The organism is Streptomyces sp. NPDC001070, from assembly GCF_053598835.1.
This window is the reverse complement of the sequence record NZ_JBSFLB010000012.1, coordinates 157,152-172,081: the sequence shown is the minus strand read 5'-3', so window position 1 is coordinate 172,081 and position 14,930 is coordinate 157,152. Positions and strand designations below refer to the sequence as shown.

General features: G+C 72.6%; 14 protein-coding genes. 10 read left to right on the top strand and 4 right to left on the bottom strand.

The window, feature by feature from the left end; all coding sequences use genetic code 11:
• Nucleotides 1-27 precede the first annotated feature (27 nt).
• Entirely contained in the window at nucleotides 28-1,731 is a 1,704-nt protein-coding gene (locus ACWDAS_RS17130) for a dolichyl-phosphate-mannose--protein mannosyltransferase (protein ID WP_450391045.1), read from the bottom strand.
• Between the two features lie 160 nt (nucleotides 1,732-1,891).
• Between ACWDAS_RS17130 and rsmI the strand changes: the two genes are divergently transcribed.
• The 7 genes from rsmI to ACWDAS_RS17095 all read left to right on the top strand — a co-directional run bounded on the left by rsmI (nucleotide 1,892) and on the right by ACWDAS_RS17095 (nucleotide 8,053).
• A complete protein-coding gene (gene rsmI, locus ACWDAS_RS17125; RefSeq protein WP_450391042.1) occupies nucleotides 1,892-2,776 on the top strand; it encodes a 16S rRNA (cytidine(1402)-2'-O)-methyltransferase in 885 nt (294 codons plus the stop codon).
• A 190-nt stretch (nucleotides 2,777-2,966) separates the two neighbouring features.
• Nucleotides 2,967-3,365: a hypothetical protein gene (locus tag ACWDAS_RS17120; protein WP_450391041.1), complete on the top strand. Its 399-nt coding sequence runs from the start codon at nucleotides 2,967-2,969 to the stop codon at nucleotides 3,363-3,365.
• A 30-nt stretch (nucleotides 3,366-3,395) separates the two neighbouring features.
• Nucleotides 3,396-4,295 (top strand): TatD family hydrolase, encoded by a 900-nt coding sequence (locus ACWDAS_RS17115; protein ID WP_450391039.1) that lies wholly within the window; start codon nucleotides 3,396-3,398, stop codon nucleotides 4,293-4,295.
• A 240-nt stretch (nucleotides 4,296-4,535) separates the two neighbouring features.
• Nucleotides 4,536-5,774 carry a ubiquitin-like domain-containing protein gene (locus ACWDAS_RS17110; RefSeq protein WP_450391036.1) on the top strand — a complete coding sequence of 413 codons (1,239 nt, stop codon included), beginning with the start codon at nucleotides 4,536-4,538 and terminating at the stop codon, nucleotides 5,772-5,774.
• A gap of 38 nt (nucleotides 5,775-5,812) precedes the next feature.
• Entirely contained in the window at nucleotides 5,813-6,706 is an 894-nt protein-coding gene (gene rsmA / locus ACWDAS_RS17105; RefSeq protein ID WP_450391033.1) for a 16S rRNA (adenine(1518)-N(6)/adenine(1519)-N(6))-dimethyltransferase RsmA, read from the top strand.
• A gap of 54 nt (nucleotides 6,707-6,760) precedes the next feature.
• A complete protein-coding gene (locus ACWDAS_RS17100) occupies nucleotides 6,761-7,699 on the top strand; it encodes a 4-(cytidine 5'-diphospho)-2-C-methyl-D-erythritol kinase (protein ID WP_450391030.1) in 939 nt (312 codons plus the stop codon).
• A gap of 153 nt (nucleotides 7,700-7,852) precedes the next feature.
• Nucleotides 7,853-8,053, top strand: a complete 201-nt coding sequence (locus tag ACWDAS_RS17095) for a hypothetical protein (protein ID WP_450391027.1) — start codon at nucleotides 7,853-7,855, stop codon at nucleotides 8,051-8,053.
• Nucleotides 8,054-8,061: 8 nt separating this feature from the next.
• On the opposite strand, the gene ACWDAS_RS17090 is transcribed toward ACWDAS_RS17095, so the two are convergent.
• Entirely contained in the window at nucleotides 8,062-8,340 is a 279-nt protein-coding gene (locus tag ACWDAS_RS17090) for a type II toxin-antitoxin system RelE family toxin (protein WP_450391024.1), read from the bottom strand.
• Between the two features lie 92 nt (nucleotides 8,341-8,432).
• On the opposite strand from ACWDAS_RS17090, the gene ACWDAS_RS17085 reads away from it, so the two are divergent.
• The 3 genes from ACWDAS_RS17085 to ACWDAS_RS17075 all read left to right on the top strand — a co-directional run bounded on the left by ACWDAS_RS17085 (nucleotide 8,433) and on the right by ACWDAS_RS17075 (nucleotide 12,901).
• A complete protein-coding gene (locus ACWDAS_RS17085; protein WP_450391021.1) occupies nucleotides 8,433-10,223 on the top strand; it encodes an ABC-F family ATP-binding cassette domain-containing protein in 1,791 nt (596 codons plus the stop codon).
• 105 nt (nucleotides 10,224-10,328) lie between these two features.
• Nucleotides 10,329-11,894, top strand: coding sequence for an outer membrane protein assembly factor BamB family protein (locus ACWDAS_RS17080; RefSeq protein WP_450391018.1), 1,566 nt, complete (start codon nucleotides 10,329-10,331; stop codon nucleotides 11,892-11,894).
• Between the two features lie 275 nt (nucleotides 11,895-12,169).
• Nucleotides 12,170-12,901 carry a helix-turn-helix transcriptional regulator gene (locus ACWDAS_RS17075; RefSeq protein WP_450391015.1) on the top strand — a complete coding sequence of 244 codons (732 nt, stop codon included), beginning with the start codon at nucleotides 12,170-12,172 and terminating at the stop codon, nucleotides 12,899-12,901.
• On the opposite strand, the gene ACWDAS_RS17070 is transcribed toward ACWDAS_RS17075, so the two are convergent.
• Nucleotides 12,825-13,157 (bottom strand): hypothetical protein, encoded by a 333-nt coding sequence (locus ACWDAS_RS17070; protein WP_450391012.1) that lies wholly within the window; start codon nucleotides 13,155-13,157, stop codon nucleotides 12,825-12,827. The genes ACWDAS_RS17075 and ACWDAS_RS17070 overlap by 77 nt on opposite strands.
• 11 nt (nucleotides 13,158-13,168) lie before the next feature.
• The gene (locus ACWDAS_RS17065) at nucleotides 13,169-14,839 is read right to left on the bottom strand and encodes a sodium:solute symporter family protein (protein WP_450391009.1); all 1,671 of its coding nucleotides are present in this window, start codon (nucleotides 14,837-14,839) and stop codon (nucleotides 13,169-13,171) included.
• Nucleotides 14,840-14,930 lie beyond the last annotated feature (91 nt).

Genomic DNA, 14,930 nt, shown 5'->3' with positions numbered 1-14,930 from the left:
GGCCGGGAGCCCGCCGGAAGGGACCGGTCAGATCCAGGTGTCGAGCCACATCCGGTCGCGCCAGGCGTCCATCGGGATCGTCTGGCCGGTGTACAGCGGCCAGAAGTAGATGAAGTTCCAGACGATCAGCAGGACGAGGGTGCCCGCGCCGACCGCGCCCCACATGCGGCGGCGTTCGCTCGCCCCCGGTGGGCCGAGGATCGCGCCGATCATCATCGCGAGGGCGAGGCAGAGGAAGGGCAGGAAGACGACCGCGTAGAAGAGGAAGATCGTCCGGTCCTGGTAGAGGAACCAGGGGAGGTAGCCGGCGGCGATGCCGCAGGCGATCGCACCGGCGCGCCAGTCGCGGCGGAAGGCCCAGCGGTACAGGACGTACAGCAGGGCGAAGCACCCGGCCCACCAGAGCAGTGGGGTGCCGATGCCCAGGACCTCGCGGGCGCAGCCGCCGGCCGCGGTGCAGCCGTCCTCGCCGAGCTTGGGCGACTCGTAGAAGTACGAGACCGGGCGGCCCAGGACCAGCCAGCTCCACGGGTTGGACTGGTAGGTGTGCGGGGAGTGCAGGTTGACGTGGAAGTCGTAGACCTGCGACTCGTAGTGCCACAGGCTGCGCAGCGCCGCCCAGGAGTCGGAGAGGAAACCGCCGTCGCCCTTGGCCCAGGCGCGGTCGTAGCCCTTGTCGGTGGTGAACCAGCCGAGCCAGGAGAGCAGGTAGATGACAACGGCGGTGCCCACCATGCACAGGCCCGCCCACAGCCCGTCCAGCCAGAACGCCGTCAGGCGGGGGTAGCGGGCACCGGCGACCCGGCGGGCACCGGCGTCCCACAGCACGGTGAGGATGCCGAAGGCGGCCAGCACGTACAGGCCGTTCCACTTGGTGCCGATCGCCAGGCCCAGGCAGATCCCGGCCGCGATCCGCCACGGACGGACGCCCAGCCACGTGAAGGAGGCGACGTGGTCGTCCGGGCGCCCCTCGGGCAGGGCGGCCGCGAGGCGGGCCCGGGCCTTGTCGCGGTCGATCAGCAGGCAGCCGAAGGCCGCCAGCACCCAGAACATGACGACCAGGTCGAGCAGGGCGACGCGGCTCATCACGAAGTGCAGGCCGTCGACGGCCATGAGGCCGCCCGCCAGGCAGCCCAGCGCCGTGGAGCGGAAGAGCCGGCGACCGATCCGGCAGAGCATCAGCACCGACAGCGTGCCGAGCACCGCCATCGCGAAGCGCCAGCCGAAGGGGTTCAGCCCGAAGATCCACTCGCCGGCGGCGATCACCCACTTGCCGACCGGGGGGTGCACGACGTAGGAGGGCGCCTCCGAGAGCGGGATGGACGGCGGGGTGGCGAGGATCAGGTCGTTCGCCTTGTCCGGCCAGCTGCCCTCGTAGCCGTACTGCAGGAGCGACCAGGCGTCCTTGGCGTAGTACGTCTCGTCGAATATCACCGCGTGCGGGCTGCCCAGGTTCCAGAACCGGAGCAGGCCCGCGAAGAGCGCCACCAGCAGTGGACCGCCCCAGCCCGTCCAGCGGGCCAGCCGGTACGCCGACGCCGGGCCCATGCCGAGCGCCGCCCAGGCCCGCGTCCCCGGCTCGGGGAACGGGGGGACCAGGCGCTCGCGCACATCGGAACGCGGGCGGTCGGCGTAGCCGAAGCGGCGCAGCTGCCGCTGCCAGGGGCTCTGCTCCGCCGCCTCGGGGACGTCCTCGACCCGGTGCGCGTGCGTCGCGGTGTCACTCGTCACCGGGCCATCGTAGGGAAGCCGCATGTGTATGTGCTGAGGACCGGGCCAACCGGGGGTACGTGCGGGGCGGCCGGAGTACCCGCCGGGGCCCGGTCGCCCCGCACCGTACGACAGTCCGCGCACCCGGCCGGGTGACCGCCGCGGGTGGGAGACTGGGGCGGTGACCAACTCCGCAGGACCGGCCGCAGGCGTACTCGTACTCGCAGGGACCCCCATCGGCGACGTCGCCGACGCCCCGCCCCGGCTCTCCGCAGAGCTGGCCGGGGCCGACGTGATCGCCGCCGAGGACACCCGGCGGCTGCGCAGGCTCACCCAGGCCCTGGGCGTGACCACCACCGCCCGGGTCGTGTCGTACTTCGAGGGCAACGAGTCGGCCCGCACCCCGGAACTGGTGGAGGCCCTGGAGGAGGGCGCCCGGGTGCTGCTCGTCACCGACGCCGGGATGCCCTCGGTGTCCGACCCCGGCTACCGGCTGGTCGCGGCGGCCGTGGAGCGCGACATCCGGGTGACGGCCGTCCCCGGGCCGTCCGCCGTGCTGACCGCGCTCGCCCTCAGCGGCCTGCCCGTCGACCGCTTCTGCTTCGAGGGCTTCCCGCCCCGCAAGGCCGGCGAGCGACGGGCCAGGCTGGGCGAGGCCGCCGCGGAGAAGCGCACCCTGGTCTACTTCGAGGCCCCGCACCGCCTCGCCGAGACCCTCACGGCGATGGCGGAGGCGTTCGGCGCGGAACGCCGGGCCGCCGTCTGCCGAGAGCTCACCAAGACCTACGAGGAGGTCCGGCGCGGCCCCCTGAAGGAGCTGGCGGCATGGGCCGCCGAGGGGGTGCGCGGGGAGATCACGATCGTCGTCGAGGGCGCCCCGGAGACCGGCCCCCAGGAGCTCGACCCCGCCGAGCTGGTGCGCCGGGTGCGGGTCCGTGAGGAGGCGGGTGAGCGCCGCAAGGAGGCGATCGCGGCCGTCGCCGCGGAGGCGGGGCTGCCCAAGCGGGAGGTCTTCGACGCCGTGGTGTCCGCCAAGCACGCCGCGAACCATCCCACAAACGGGTAAACACGGCACCGGGCAAAGTCCTATCGTGGGAGAGGGAAAAACCTGGGCCGCGTCGTCGGCCCCGTGTCACACACACCCCAAAACTGGCTCAAGAAAGGGCACCCCCGCTATCGCCGACGCCCACCCGGGCGTTCGCTGACAGTGGAAGTCCCGCTCCGGACGCCTCGTCCGGAGGGCAACAGGAGCTGCCATGAGCGAGACCATCGGAACCGATGGCACGGTTCGTGAGGAGTACGCCTTCGTCTGCATCAGCTGCGGGCGCGGATGGGAGCAGGCGTACGAGATCGAGCATCACGTCGACGCGCAGGGGCACGAGGTCGTCTGGTACATGGCGGACGGCAAGCGTGTGCCGTCCCCGCTGACCCGGCCGACGTGCCTGGAGTGCGAGAGCCACAAGGTCCGCATCATGCGGGCCGGACAGGTCTCCGATGTCGCCGGGTCCTGGTCGACCACCGCGGCCGCGGGCCCCTTGCCGCCCGCCTCCGACGTGCGCCGGGTGGCGGCCTCGTCCGCCGTGGAGGGCGCCGAGCGCCGGGCCCGGCACTGGTCGCCCCGCAACCTGCTGCACCGCAGGAGGGACACCGCGTAGCCCCACCGCCGCCCGCCTAGGATCTGGGGCATGCCCGAGCAGAGCCAGAGCCGGCGTCCGAAGAAGGACGCGTCCGCCGCCCCTCCCCTCCCCGAGCCCCTCGCGGTCCCGGTGGCGGACTCGCACACCCACCTCGACATGCAGGAGGGCGGTGTCGAGGAGGCGCTGGCGAAGGCGGCGTCCGTCGGTGTGACGACCGTGATCCAGGTCGGCTGCGACGTGAACGGCTCCCACTGGGCTGCGCGCACCGCAGGGGCGTACGGCAACGTCTGGGCGGCCGTCGCCCTGCACCCCAACGAGGCCCCCAGGATCGTCCACGGGGATCCCGACAATCGGTCCCGGCAGGGCGCCCGCGAGCCGGGCGGCATGCCCGCGCTGGACGCCGCCCTCGCGGAGATCGACACCCTCGCCGCGCTGCCGCAGGTGCGCGGCGTAGGCGAGACCGGGCTGGACTACTTCCGTACGGGCCCCGAGGGGGTGGAGGCCCAGCACTACTCGTTCCGCCGCCACATCGACATCGCCAAGCGGCACGGCAAGGCGCTGGTCATCCACGACCGCGAGGCCCACGCCGACGTACTGCGCATCCTCGACGAGGAGGGGGCGCCCGGCACCGTCGTCTTCCACTGCTACTCCGGCGACGCGGAGATGGCCAAGCTCTGCGCCGACAAGGGCTACTACATGTCCTTCGCCGGCAACGTCACCTACAAGTCGGCCCAGGAACTGCGCGACGCGGTCGCCGTCGCCCCCGCCGAGCTTCTCCTGGTCGAGACCGACGCTCCCTTCCTCACCCCCGTCCCCCACCGCGGCCGCCCCAACGCCCCGTACCTGATCCCGGTCACGGTGCGGGCCATGGCCGCGGTCCGGGGGGCCGGGGAGGACGAACTGGCGGCGGCCATCGGGGCCAACACGGCCCGCGTCTTCGGCTACTGACGGGGCGCCACGCGCCGTCGCGCGGTCGGCCTAACGCCGGGTGTCCGATTCCGGACGTCCGGCGGTGTGCGGCGGCGGCGCCGGGGACGGCGAAGGGCGGGCTGACCACGGCCGCGAGGGACGGAGCGGGATCCCGGGCGGCGACACGGCGTGACCGGACGGCTTGGGAGAGTGGCGAATCCTCCGCTATGGTCCCGGTTCGGTCCGATCGGACCGGGCCGGAGGTACGCCGTGAGCGACATGAGCAACGCGGACACGAAGCAGGCCGGAGCGCGGTCGTACGCGGACCGCCCGTACCGCGGGACGCCGGACCGGGCCCCTGCCGCCGGGGACGCCGAACCGGGTCCCGGACGGGCTGCCGCCCGGCGCAGGCGCGCCGCGCGCCGCCCCGACGCCCTGAGCAGGCTGCTGCCCCGGGCCCTGGTCGTGGCGTGCCTGGCGGGCGGCAGCACCGCCTACCTCGCCGGCGGCAAGGCCGTGCAGCTGAGCGTCGACGGACAGCCGCGCACCCTGCACACCTTCGCGGGGAGCGTCGAGGAGCTGCTGCGGCGCCAGGGCATCCAGGTCGGCGACCACGACATCGTCGCCCCCGGACCCGACGCCGCGCTGCACGACGGCGACACGGTCGCCGTCCGCTTCGGCCGCCCCGTCGCCCTCACCCTCGACGGCCGGCCCCGGCGCATCTGGACCACGGCCGGCACCGTCGACGACGCCCTGCGCCAGCTCGGCGTGCGCGCCGACGGCGCGTACCTGTCGGCCTCCCGCGGTGAGCCGATCGGGCGGCACGGGCTGGAGCTGGACGTCCGCACCGAGCGTCAGGTGACCTTCCTGGTCGACGGCCGCGAACGGCCGGTCAGCACCAACGCGGCCACGGTCGGCGAGGCGCTGCGCGACGCCGGCATCGAGCTGCACGGCCTCGACGCCACCTCCGTCGACCCCGACAGCTTCCCGCGCGAGGGCCAGACGATCTCCGTCATGCGTATCCGGGGCCACGACGAGATCCACGAGGAGCCGGTGCCTTTCCCCGTCGAGCGGACGGAGGACCCCTCGCTCTTCGAGGGCACCACCGCCGTCGACACCCGGGGCAGGAACGGGCTGCGCCGCGTCACGTACGCGTACCGCACGGTCGACGGCGTACGGCAGAAGCCGCGCCGCCTCGCCGAGAAGCTGCTGCGCGAGCCCGTGCGGCAGATCGAGCGCGTCGGTACCAAGCGGCTCCCCGACAGCGTCGAGGGAGCCGACCACCTCAACTGGAAGGCCCTCGCCCAGTGCGAGGCCGGCGGCAGACCGAACGCGGTGGACGCCTCCGGCACCTACGGCGGCCTCTACCAGTTCGACCGGCGCACCTGGCGCAACCTGGGCGGCCGAGGCCGCCCACAGGACGCCTCCGCCAAGGAGCAGACCTACCGCGCCAAGCGCCTCTACATCCAGCGCGGCGCCAGCCCCTGGCCGGTCTGCGGCCGCAGGCTCTACTCGTAGCCCGCGGGAGCCCCGGCCGGCCCGGATACCCTTGAGCGGTGAGCACCACCGACCACTCCGGGCCCGCCGACGACGCGCTGCTCGGCCCCGCCGACATCCGCGAGCTGGCCGCCGCGCTGGGCGTGCGCCCCACGAAGCAGCGCGGTCAGAACTTCGTCATCGACGCGAACACCGTGCGCCGCATCGTGCGCACCGCGGACGTCGGGCCCGAGGACGTGGTCGTCGAGGTCGGCCCCGGACTCGGCTCGCTCACACTGGCGCTGCTGGAGGTGGCGAAGCACGTCACCGCCGTCGAGATCGACGACGTCCTCGCCGCCGCACTCCCCTCGACCGTCGCCGCGCGCCTGCCCGGCCGGGCCGACCGCTTCGCGCTCGTGCACTCCGACGCGCTGCGCGTCGAGGAGCTGCCCGGCCCGCCGCCCACCGCGCTGGTGGCCAACCTGCCGTACAACGTGGCGGTCCCGGTGCTGCTGCACATGCTCGCGACCTTCCCGGGCATCGAGCGCACGCTGGTCATGGTCCAGTCCGAGGTCGCCGACCGGCTGGCCGCCGGTCCCGGCTCCAAGGTGTACGGGGTGCCGTCCGTGAAGGCCGCCTGGTACGCGGAGGTGAAGCGGGCCGGTGCCATCGGCCGCAACGTCTTCTGGCCGGCGCCGAACGTGGACTCCGGGCTCGTCTCGCTCGTGCGCCGAAAGGAGCCGCTCGCCACCACCGCCACCCGCGAGCAGGTCTTCGCGGTGGTGGACGCCGCCTTCGCGCAGCGCCGCAAGACGCTGAGGGCCGCGCTGGCCGGCTGGGCGGGCTCCGCGGCCGCCGCCGAGGAGGCGCTGGTGGCCGCCGGCGTCTCGCCGCAGGCGCGGGGGGAGTCGCTGACGGTCGAGGAGTTCGCGGCGATCGCCGAGCACGGCCGCGGTGGAGCTGCCCGGAGGTAGCAGAGGGCACAATGGGGGCGCCGCCGTGCCCCGTGCACCGCGTGCCCGCACCGCATGCCCCACGTATCGAGGAGATCCGCGCAAGTGACCCGCCGACCCGCGTCCGTGACCGTCCGCGTCCCCGCCAAGGTCAATGTCCAGCTCGCGGTGGGCGGGCCGCGCCCCGACGGCTTCCACGACCTGGCGAACGTCTTCCTGGCCGTCGGCCTGTACGACGAGGTCACCGTCGCTCCCGCCGAAGGGCTGCGGATCACGGTCGCCGGCCCGGACGCCGACCAGGTCCCCGTCGACGCGGGCAACCTCGCCGCCCGCGCCGCCATCGCGCTGGCCGCGCGGCACGGCCTGGACCCGCACGTCCACATCCACATCGCCAAGGACATCCCCGTCGCCGGCGGCATGGCGGGCGGCAGCGCCGACGCGGCGGGCGCGCTGGTCGCCTGCGACGCGCTGTGGGGCACCGGCGCGAGCCGCGAGGAACTGCTGGCGATCTGCGCCGAGCTCGGCAGCGACGTCCCCTTCAGCCTGGTCGGCGGCGCGGCACTCGGCCGCGGTCGCGGCGAGCTGCTGGAGCCGCTGGAGACCGGCGGCACCTTCCACTGGGTCTTCGCCGTCGCGGACGGCGGCCTGTCCACCCCCGAGGTCTACCGCGAGTGCGACCGGCTCCGCGGCGACGCCCCGGTGCCCGACCCGGAGGCCTCCCCGGCCCTGCTCGGCGCGCTGCGGGCCGGTGACGCCGTCGCCCTGGCCGCCGCCCTGTCGAACGACCTCCAGCCGGCGGCGCTGTCCCTGCGCCCGTCCCTCGCCGCGACGCTGGCCGCCGGCACCGACGCGGGCGCCCTGGCCGCCCTGGTCTCCGGCTCCGGTCCCACCACCGCCTTCCTCGCCAAGGACGCCGAGTCGGCACGGGCCGTCGCCGCTGCCCTCGCCGCCTCCGGCACCTGCCGCGCGGTACGGCCCGCCACTGGCCCCGCGCAGGGCGCGACCCTGCTCTGAGTACCCGTACCCACCCTGTCCCGGGGCGGGTCGAGTACGCGCGACCTGACGGCCCCGGCACCCCGGCGCGGCATCGTGCCGGTATGGGGATGACAGCCGGAGAGACGGCCGCGGCCACGCCCGCGACGGGACCGATACGCCGGCTTCCCGCGGGTGGCCTCGCTGGCGACGGCCGTGCGGGGGCACTGGCTGACGGGCGGCGGTGTCCTCGGCCCGTCCGCCGTCGGCTTCGGCGGCCTCCTCGACGGCCACTCGGCCACCCTGATGGCCTTCCGGGTCACCGCCCCGGCCGCGCTCCTCATGGCCGCCGCCGGCTGGGCCCTGGTCGAACGGGCGGGCCGCGTCAGGGGCTGAGCCGGGCTTCAGCCCCCCCGGCCGACCTTGAGGACGAGCACGGTGACGGTCTCGGCGTCAGGCCGGTACAGAACACGCCAGTCGCCGACGGACAGCCGCCAGTACCCCGAGCCCCAGGGGCGGGCGCCGTCCGGGGACGCGGTTCCCCGGCCGCATCCCGGACGGCAGCCGCGCGCGCCTTCGCACCCACCGGATCGAGGAGGCGCGGGCGGCGGAACCCGGCCACGGCCTGGTGCTGCCCTGCGGCTGTGTACGGTTGGTGATTCACCTGAGGCGGCCGGGCCCACCCGCACGGGTGCCCGGGGGCGGCCGCCGTGCCCGGGGCGGGAGGCGCCCGCACTACCCTGGGAGGTCGTTCTTTCGTAGTGACAGGAGTCCCATGGCCGTCAACCTGGTCAACGTCGAGTCCGTCAGCAAGGTGTACGGCACGCGCACCCTGCTGGACGGGATCTCGCTCGGCGTATCGGAGGGCGACCGCATCGGTGTCGTCGGCCGCAACGGCGACGGGAAGACGACCCTGATCCGGATGCTGGCGAAGCTGGAGGGGCCGGACACCGGGCGCGTGACGCACACCTCCGGCCTGCGGCTCGGCGTGCTGACCCAGCACGACAGCCTGGACCCGGAGGCCACCGTCAGGCACGAGGTGGTCGGCGACCGCGCGGACCACGAGTGGGCCGGCGACGCGAAGATCCGGGACGTGCTGACCGGGCTCTTCGGCGGGCTGGACCTGCCCGGCTTCCCGCAGGGACTCGACACGGTGATCGGGCCGCTGTCCGGTGGCGAGCGCCGCCGGATCGCGCTGGCGAAGCTGCTGATCGCCGAGCAGGACCTGATCGTGCTCGACGAGCCCACCAACCACCTCGACGTCGAGGGCATCTCCTGGCTCGCCGGCCATCTGCGGGCACGCCGCTCGGCACTGGTGTGCGTGACCCACGACCGCTGGTTCCTGGACCAGGTCTGCACGCGGATGTGGGACGTGCAGCGCGGCGACGTCCACGAGTACGAAGGCGGCTACAGCGACTACGTCTTCGCCCGCGCCGAGCGCGAGCGGATCGCCGCGACCGAGGAGGTCAAGCGGCAGAACCTGATGCGCAAGGAGCTGGCCTGGCTGCGCCGCGGCGCCCCCGCCCGCACCAGCAAGCCGCGCTTCCGCATCGAGGCGGCCAACGAGCTCATCGCCGACGTTCCGCCGCCGCGCGACAACGCCGAGCTGATGAAGTTCGCGACGACCCGGCTGGGCAAGACGGTCTTCGACCTGGAGAACGTGACCGTGCAGGCCGGCCCCAAGCTGCTGCTGAAGCACCTGACCTGGCAACTGGGCCCCGGCGACCGGGTCGGCCTGGTCGGCGTCAACGGCGCGGGCAAGACCTCCTTGCTGCGGGCGCTCGCGGACGCCGCCGCGAGCGACGGCGAGAAGCAGCCGGCGGCCGGCAAGGTCGTGGTCGGGAAGACCGTGCGGCTGGCGTACCTGTCGCAGGAGGTCGCCGAGCTGGACCCGTCGATGCGGGTGCTGCAGGCGGTGGAGTCGGTGCGCGGCCGCGTCGACCTGGGCAAGGGCCGGGAGATGACGGCGGGCCAGCTCTGCGAGAAGTTCGGCTTCACCAACGAGAAGCAGTGGACCCCGGTCGGCGACCTGTCCGGCGGTGAGCGGCGCCGGCTGCAGCTGCTGCGGCTGCTGATGGACGAGCCCAACGTCCTGTTCCTCGACGAGCCCACCAACGACCTGGACATCGAGACCCTGACCCAGCTGGAGGACCTGCTCGACGGCTGGCCCGGCTCGATGGTGGTCATCTCCCACGACCGCTACTTCCTGGAGCGCACCACCGACCGCACCTTCGCCCTGCTCGGCGACGCGACGCTGCGCATGCTGCCGCGCGGCATCGACGAGTACCTGGAGCGGCGCCGCGCGGCCGTCGAGGCCGCGGCCCCCGCGGCCGCCCCGGCCAAGCCCAAGGGCGGCGGCGACAGCCGTGCGGCCAAGAAGGAACTGCAGCGCATCGAGCGCCAGTTGGACAAGGTCAGCGAGCGGGAGTCGAAGCTGCACGCCGCCATCGCCGAGAACGCCACCGACTTCGAGAAGGTGGCCGAACTCGACATGGAACTGCGCTCGCTGGCGGCGGAGCGCGAGGAACTGGAGATGCGCTGGCTGGAGCTCGCCGACGAGGTGTAGCAGTGCCGTAACGGTCGATCGGCGCGGGGGCGGAACCGTGCGACCCCGGTGGTACAAAGAGGGTCACCGTCCGCCTCCGCGTCTGTGCCCGAAAGGTGCCCGCTGATGTCGCAGCCGCCGCCTCCTCCCGGCAACCAGCCCGGATTCGGGCCGCAGCCGCCGCAGTACGGTTACCCGGCTCAGCAGCCCAACCCCTACGCCCAGCCGCCCGGTTACCCCCAGGGGCAGCAGCCCCCGCCCCCGGGCCCGTACGGACCCAACCCGTACGCCCAGGCGCCGCCGAACCAACCGGTCCCCGGGTACGGCTACCAGCCGTATCCGCCGTACCCGCAGCCGCCAAGGCGCGGCAACGGCAAGGTGGTCGGTATCGTGGCGGCCGCGATCGCGGCGGTCCTGGTCGTCGGCGCGGGTGTCTTCCTGGCGACCAGGGGCGGTGACAAGGCGCCCTCGGACACCCCGGCGAAGGGCGGTAGCAGCCGGCCCGCCGGCGACGGCCCCCTGAAGGCCGGCGCGCTGTGGGACAAGCAGGCGGTGCGGCCGCCGAAGTCCGAGATCACCGCCCCCGTGGCGGACGCCTGGTTCACCGGCAACGCGGTCGTCAAGACGATGCCGGACGCGCTGCGCTCCTTCGACATCGACAGCGGCAAGGAGAACTGGTCGATCCCGCTGTCCGGCGAGTCCTGCCCCGGCCCGGAGTCGGCGGTGAACGACCGCCTGGTGCTGCAGTACGGCACCGACTGCGGCAGCGTGATCGCCGTCGACATCGCCCGCGGCAAGCAGCTGTGGGCGAAGAAGCTGCCGAGCCAGAACGGCCAGACCAGGCACAGCTTCTCGCAGATCGCCATCACGGGCGACACGGCGGCCGTCTCGTGGATCGGCGGCTCGGTCGCGTACCGGATCAGCACCGGCGCGGTGCTGTGGACGCCCAAGGCCGGTTCGCAGTGCACCGACAAGGGCTACCACGGCGGTCGCGCGCTGGTCGCGGTCGTCGAGTGCGGCGGATACGGCGGTGACAACTACGTCCAGGGCCTGAGCGAGAGCGGCGCCAAGCAGTGGTCGTGGCAGGTGCCCAGCGGCAGCGAGGTGAACAGCATCATCTCCACCGACCCCGTGGTGGTGGGGCTGTCGGCCGGCAGTGTGTCGCTGTCCGACATCGTGTACCTCGACGGCGGCAGGATGAAGAGCCGGATCTCGCTGGGCGCCGGCGGCGCGGACGCCACGTACCGGATCCGCTGCGAGGACAACCGGTGCACCGATTTCGCGATCGACGGCACGACCATCTACCTGCCGACCAGGACCCACGCGGGCAACGGCGACTCCTACACCCAGACGAACGAGATCGCCGCGATCGATCTCACCACCGGCAAGCCGAAGTGGCTCGCCAAGCCGGACCAGGAGCGCGAGGTAAAGATCATCGGGGTGAGCGACGGCAAGGTCGTCGCCTACCAGAAGAACACCTACGCCAAGCCGGGCCGCCTGGTGCGGGTCGATCCCGCGTCCCGGAAGGTCACCTCGTACATGGAACTCCCGGAGAGCGGCAAGGATCTGGAGAACGAGTTCCTCGACAGCGACTCGGGCTGGTGGCTGTACAAGGACCACTTCTTCCTGACCTCCGACCACATCTCCGCCTCGTCCAACCTGACGGACAAGTCCATCGCCGCCTTCGGCTGACACGGCGGGTGGAAGACGTCGCATCCGGGCGCCTCAAACAAGCACACCCGGTCGCAAGTCGGCCATGTTTGGAGATAATGCGGATTTAGGGAGGCTTCTGCCGAGTAGGGGGCGCAAAGCGTCGAACAAGCGTGTACCTTCCCGGGCATGGCCCGGGCCCGCCGTGGGGGCACAGGCGGCGTGCCGGACGGGCCTCGCCACGGCATGTGAAGGGGGACGGCTTGGACTCGGTGGGCAGGTCCGCGCCAGTCCATGGGGGGATGAGGGGGACGCCCATGGGCGTACGGCTCGTCGTCGTCGACGACCATCGTCTGCTGGCCGAGGCGCTCGCCTCGGCGCTGAAGCTGCGCGGGCACCGGGTGCTCGCGGCGGCCGCGCCCTCGTCGGGGGCGGCGGATCTCGTGCTGAGCCGGTCGCCGGAGGTGTGCCTGATCGGGACGGCGGCGCCGGCCGAGCCGGGTGCCTTCGACGCGGTCGTCCGCATCAAGCGGGAGCGGCCCGGGGTGGCGGTGCTGGTCCTCGGGCCGGTGCCCAACCCGCGGGGGATAGCCGCCGCCTTCGCCGCGGGGGCCTCGGGGTACGTACGGCACGACGAGCGGATCGAGGGCGTCGAGCGGGCGATGGCCAAGGCCCGCGCGGGCGAGGTGGCCGTGGCGCCGGCACTGCTGCAGGGCGCGTTCGCCGAGCTGCTCAACCCGGTGGCCGAGCCGGACGACGAGGGCACCAGGCTCCTCCAGATGCTCACCCCGCGCGAGGTCGAGGTGCTGCTGCGGGTCGCGGAGGGCGAGGACACCCGGCTGATCGCGGCGGGCATGCGCATCGCGCCCAGCACCGCCCGGACGCATGTGCAGCGGGTGCTGATGAAGCTGGGGGTGGGCTCCCGGCTGGAGGCCGCGGCGCTGGCGGCCCGCACGGGTCTGCTGGACCGGGTCAGCCATCGTCTCCCGGGCGGTGCGATCCCCGCTCAGGGGGGTCCTCCGCAGGGGGCAGGGGAGGAGGCGGACTGAGCTTCATCCACAGGAGGAAGAGCAGTCCGAGCACCAGCATGCCGATCCCGGCCCAGAGGTTGATGTTGATGCCCTCGGCCTTGGCGATGGCCGCGTCGGAGGCGGTGATCCCGGCGATGGTCACGATCAGCCCGTAGACGACGAACAGGCCCCCGATGACGCGGCGCACGTCGAAGAGCCGTGCCGCGGAGGCCGACTTCTGCTCCAGCTCCTCGATCCGGTGCTGGAACTCCGACTCGTTCCCGTACTGGCTCACGACACGTCACCTCAGAGGGAGAAGGGGATGTAGCACAGGGCGGCCAGGATGACCGCGCCCCAGCCGAGCAGCGCGGGCCTGCGGTACCAGGCGTCGTCGCCCTTGGCGGGCGGCTCGGCCATGCCCGGTGAGGTGGTCCCGTAGACGAGGCCGGCCAGCGACTCGACGGGCTTCGGCTTCGTGAACCACGAGACGGCGATCATCACCACGCCGCCTACGACGAAGGCGGCGATGGCGGAGACGAAGTTGGCGCCCTGGTCGCTGGGGATCGAGATCAGCCCGCCCTTGTAGAACCAGAAGTAGTTGATCATCGCGGCGACCGTGCCGCTCAGCAGCCCCCAGAAGCCGGCCGCCGCGGTGGAGCGCTTCCAGAACATGCCGAGGATGAACACGCAGAACAGCGGCACGTTGAAGAACGAGAAGAGCGTCTGCAGGTAGTTCATGATGTTGCTGAAGGACGAGGCGATGACGGCCGTGCCCATGCCGATGAGCACGCCGATCGCCGTCACCACGCGCCCGGTCGTGATGTAGTAGCCGTCGGGGCGGCCGCGCCGCACGTAGGCGCCCCAGATGTCGTACGTGAAGACGGTGTTGAACGACGAGACGTTGGCCGCCATGCCGGCCATGAAGGCGGCCAGCAGTCCGGTGATGGCGATCCCGAGGACGCCGTTGGGCAGCAGGTCGCGCATGAGCACCGGGATCGCGTCGTTGTACTGCAGCCCGCTGCCCGGCTTGCCCAGGCCCGGCTCCATGACGAGCGCGATCAGCCCCGGCAGGACGACGATCAGCGGGATGAAGATCTTGGGGTACGCGGCGATGAGCGGGGTGCGCTGGGCGGCCGAGAGGTTCTTCGCCGACAGTGCGCGCTGCACCTCGGCGAAGTTGGTCGTCCAGTAGCCGAAGCTGAGAACGAAGCCGAGCCCCAGCACGATGGTCAGCCAGTTCGCCCCGAGCGGGTTCGGCGAGCCGATGCCGGTGCCGTCCCAGGCGGTGAGGAACGCGGCGCCGTGGGAGTCGGTCAGCGAGTCCCTCAGGCCGGACCAGCCGCCGACCCGCTTCAGCCCGACGACGGTGAGCGGGATCAGCGCCGCGAGGATCACGAAGAACTGCAGCACCTCGTTGTAGATCGCGGAGGAGAGGCCGCCGAGGGTGATGTAGAAGAGCACGAAGAAGCCGGAGACGACGATCGCCACCCACTGCGGCCAGCCGATCAGCGCCTCCAGCACGATCGCCATCGCGTACAGGTTGACGCCCGCGATGAGCAGCGCCGACACCGCGAAGATGATCGAACTGAGCAGGTGCGAGGCGGGACCGAAGCGGTGAAGCAGGAACTCCGGCACGGAACGGACCTTGGAGCCGTAGTAGAACGGCATCATCACCAGGCCGAGGAAGACCATGGCCGGAATGGCGCCGATCCAGTACCAGTGCACCACGTACACGCCGTACTGTGCGCCGTTGGCGGCCATCCCGAGGATCTCGGTGGCACCCAGGTTGGCGGCGATGAACGCCAGACCGGTGACCCAGGCGGGCAGCGACCGGCCGGACAGGAAGAAGTCGAGGCTGGTCCGCACGGCGCGGCGCGCCGCGAAGCCGATGCCGAGGACGACGACGAAGTAGATCGCGAGGATCGAGTAGTCGAGCGCGTTGGTGGGGAGCCGTAGCCCTTCTGCCAGGTTTTGCATGGTTTGATCACTCCCCGGTACGGGGTCCTCGTTGACGCCGCTGTTGCGTTGTGGTTCATTGTGTTTGGTTCTGTTTGTTGGCGTGGCGTGA

Coding starts and splice junctions, on each gene's coding strand:
- ACWDAS_RS17065 (WP_450391009.1), bottom strand. CDS start 14,839: ATGCAAAACCTGGCAGAAGGGCTACGGCTCCCCACCAACGCGCTCGAC.
- ACWDAS_RS17110 (WP_450391036.1), top strand. CDS start 4,536: ATGAGCAACGCGGACACGAAGCAGGCCGGAGCGCGGTCGTACGCGGAC.
- ACWDAS_RS17085 (WP_450391021.1), top strand. CDS start 8,433: ATGGCCGTCAACCTGGTCAACGTCGAGTCCGTCAGCAAGGTGTACGGC.
- ACWDAS_RS17120 (WP_450391041.1), top strand. CDS start 2,967: ATGAGCGAGACCATCGGAACCGATGGCACGGTTCGTGAGGAGTACGCC.
- ACWDAS_RS17075 (WP_450391015.1), top strand. CDS start 12,170: ATGGGCGTACGGCTCGTCGTCGTCGACGACCATCGTCTGCTGGCCGAG.
- ACWDAS_RS17080 (WP_450391018.1), top strand. CDS start 10,329: ATGTCGCAGCCGCCGCCTCCTCCCGGCAACCAGCCCGGATTCGGGCCG.
- ACWDAS_RS17100 (WP_450391030.1), top strand. CDS start 6,761: ATGCCCCACGTATCGAGGAGATCCGCGCAAGTGACCCGCCGACCCGCG.
- ACWDAS_RS17115 (WP_450391039.1), top strand. CDS start 3,396: ATGCCCGAGCAGAGCCAGAGCCGGCGTCCGAAGAAGGACGCGTCCGCC.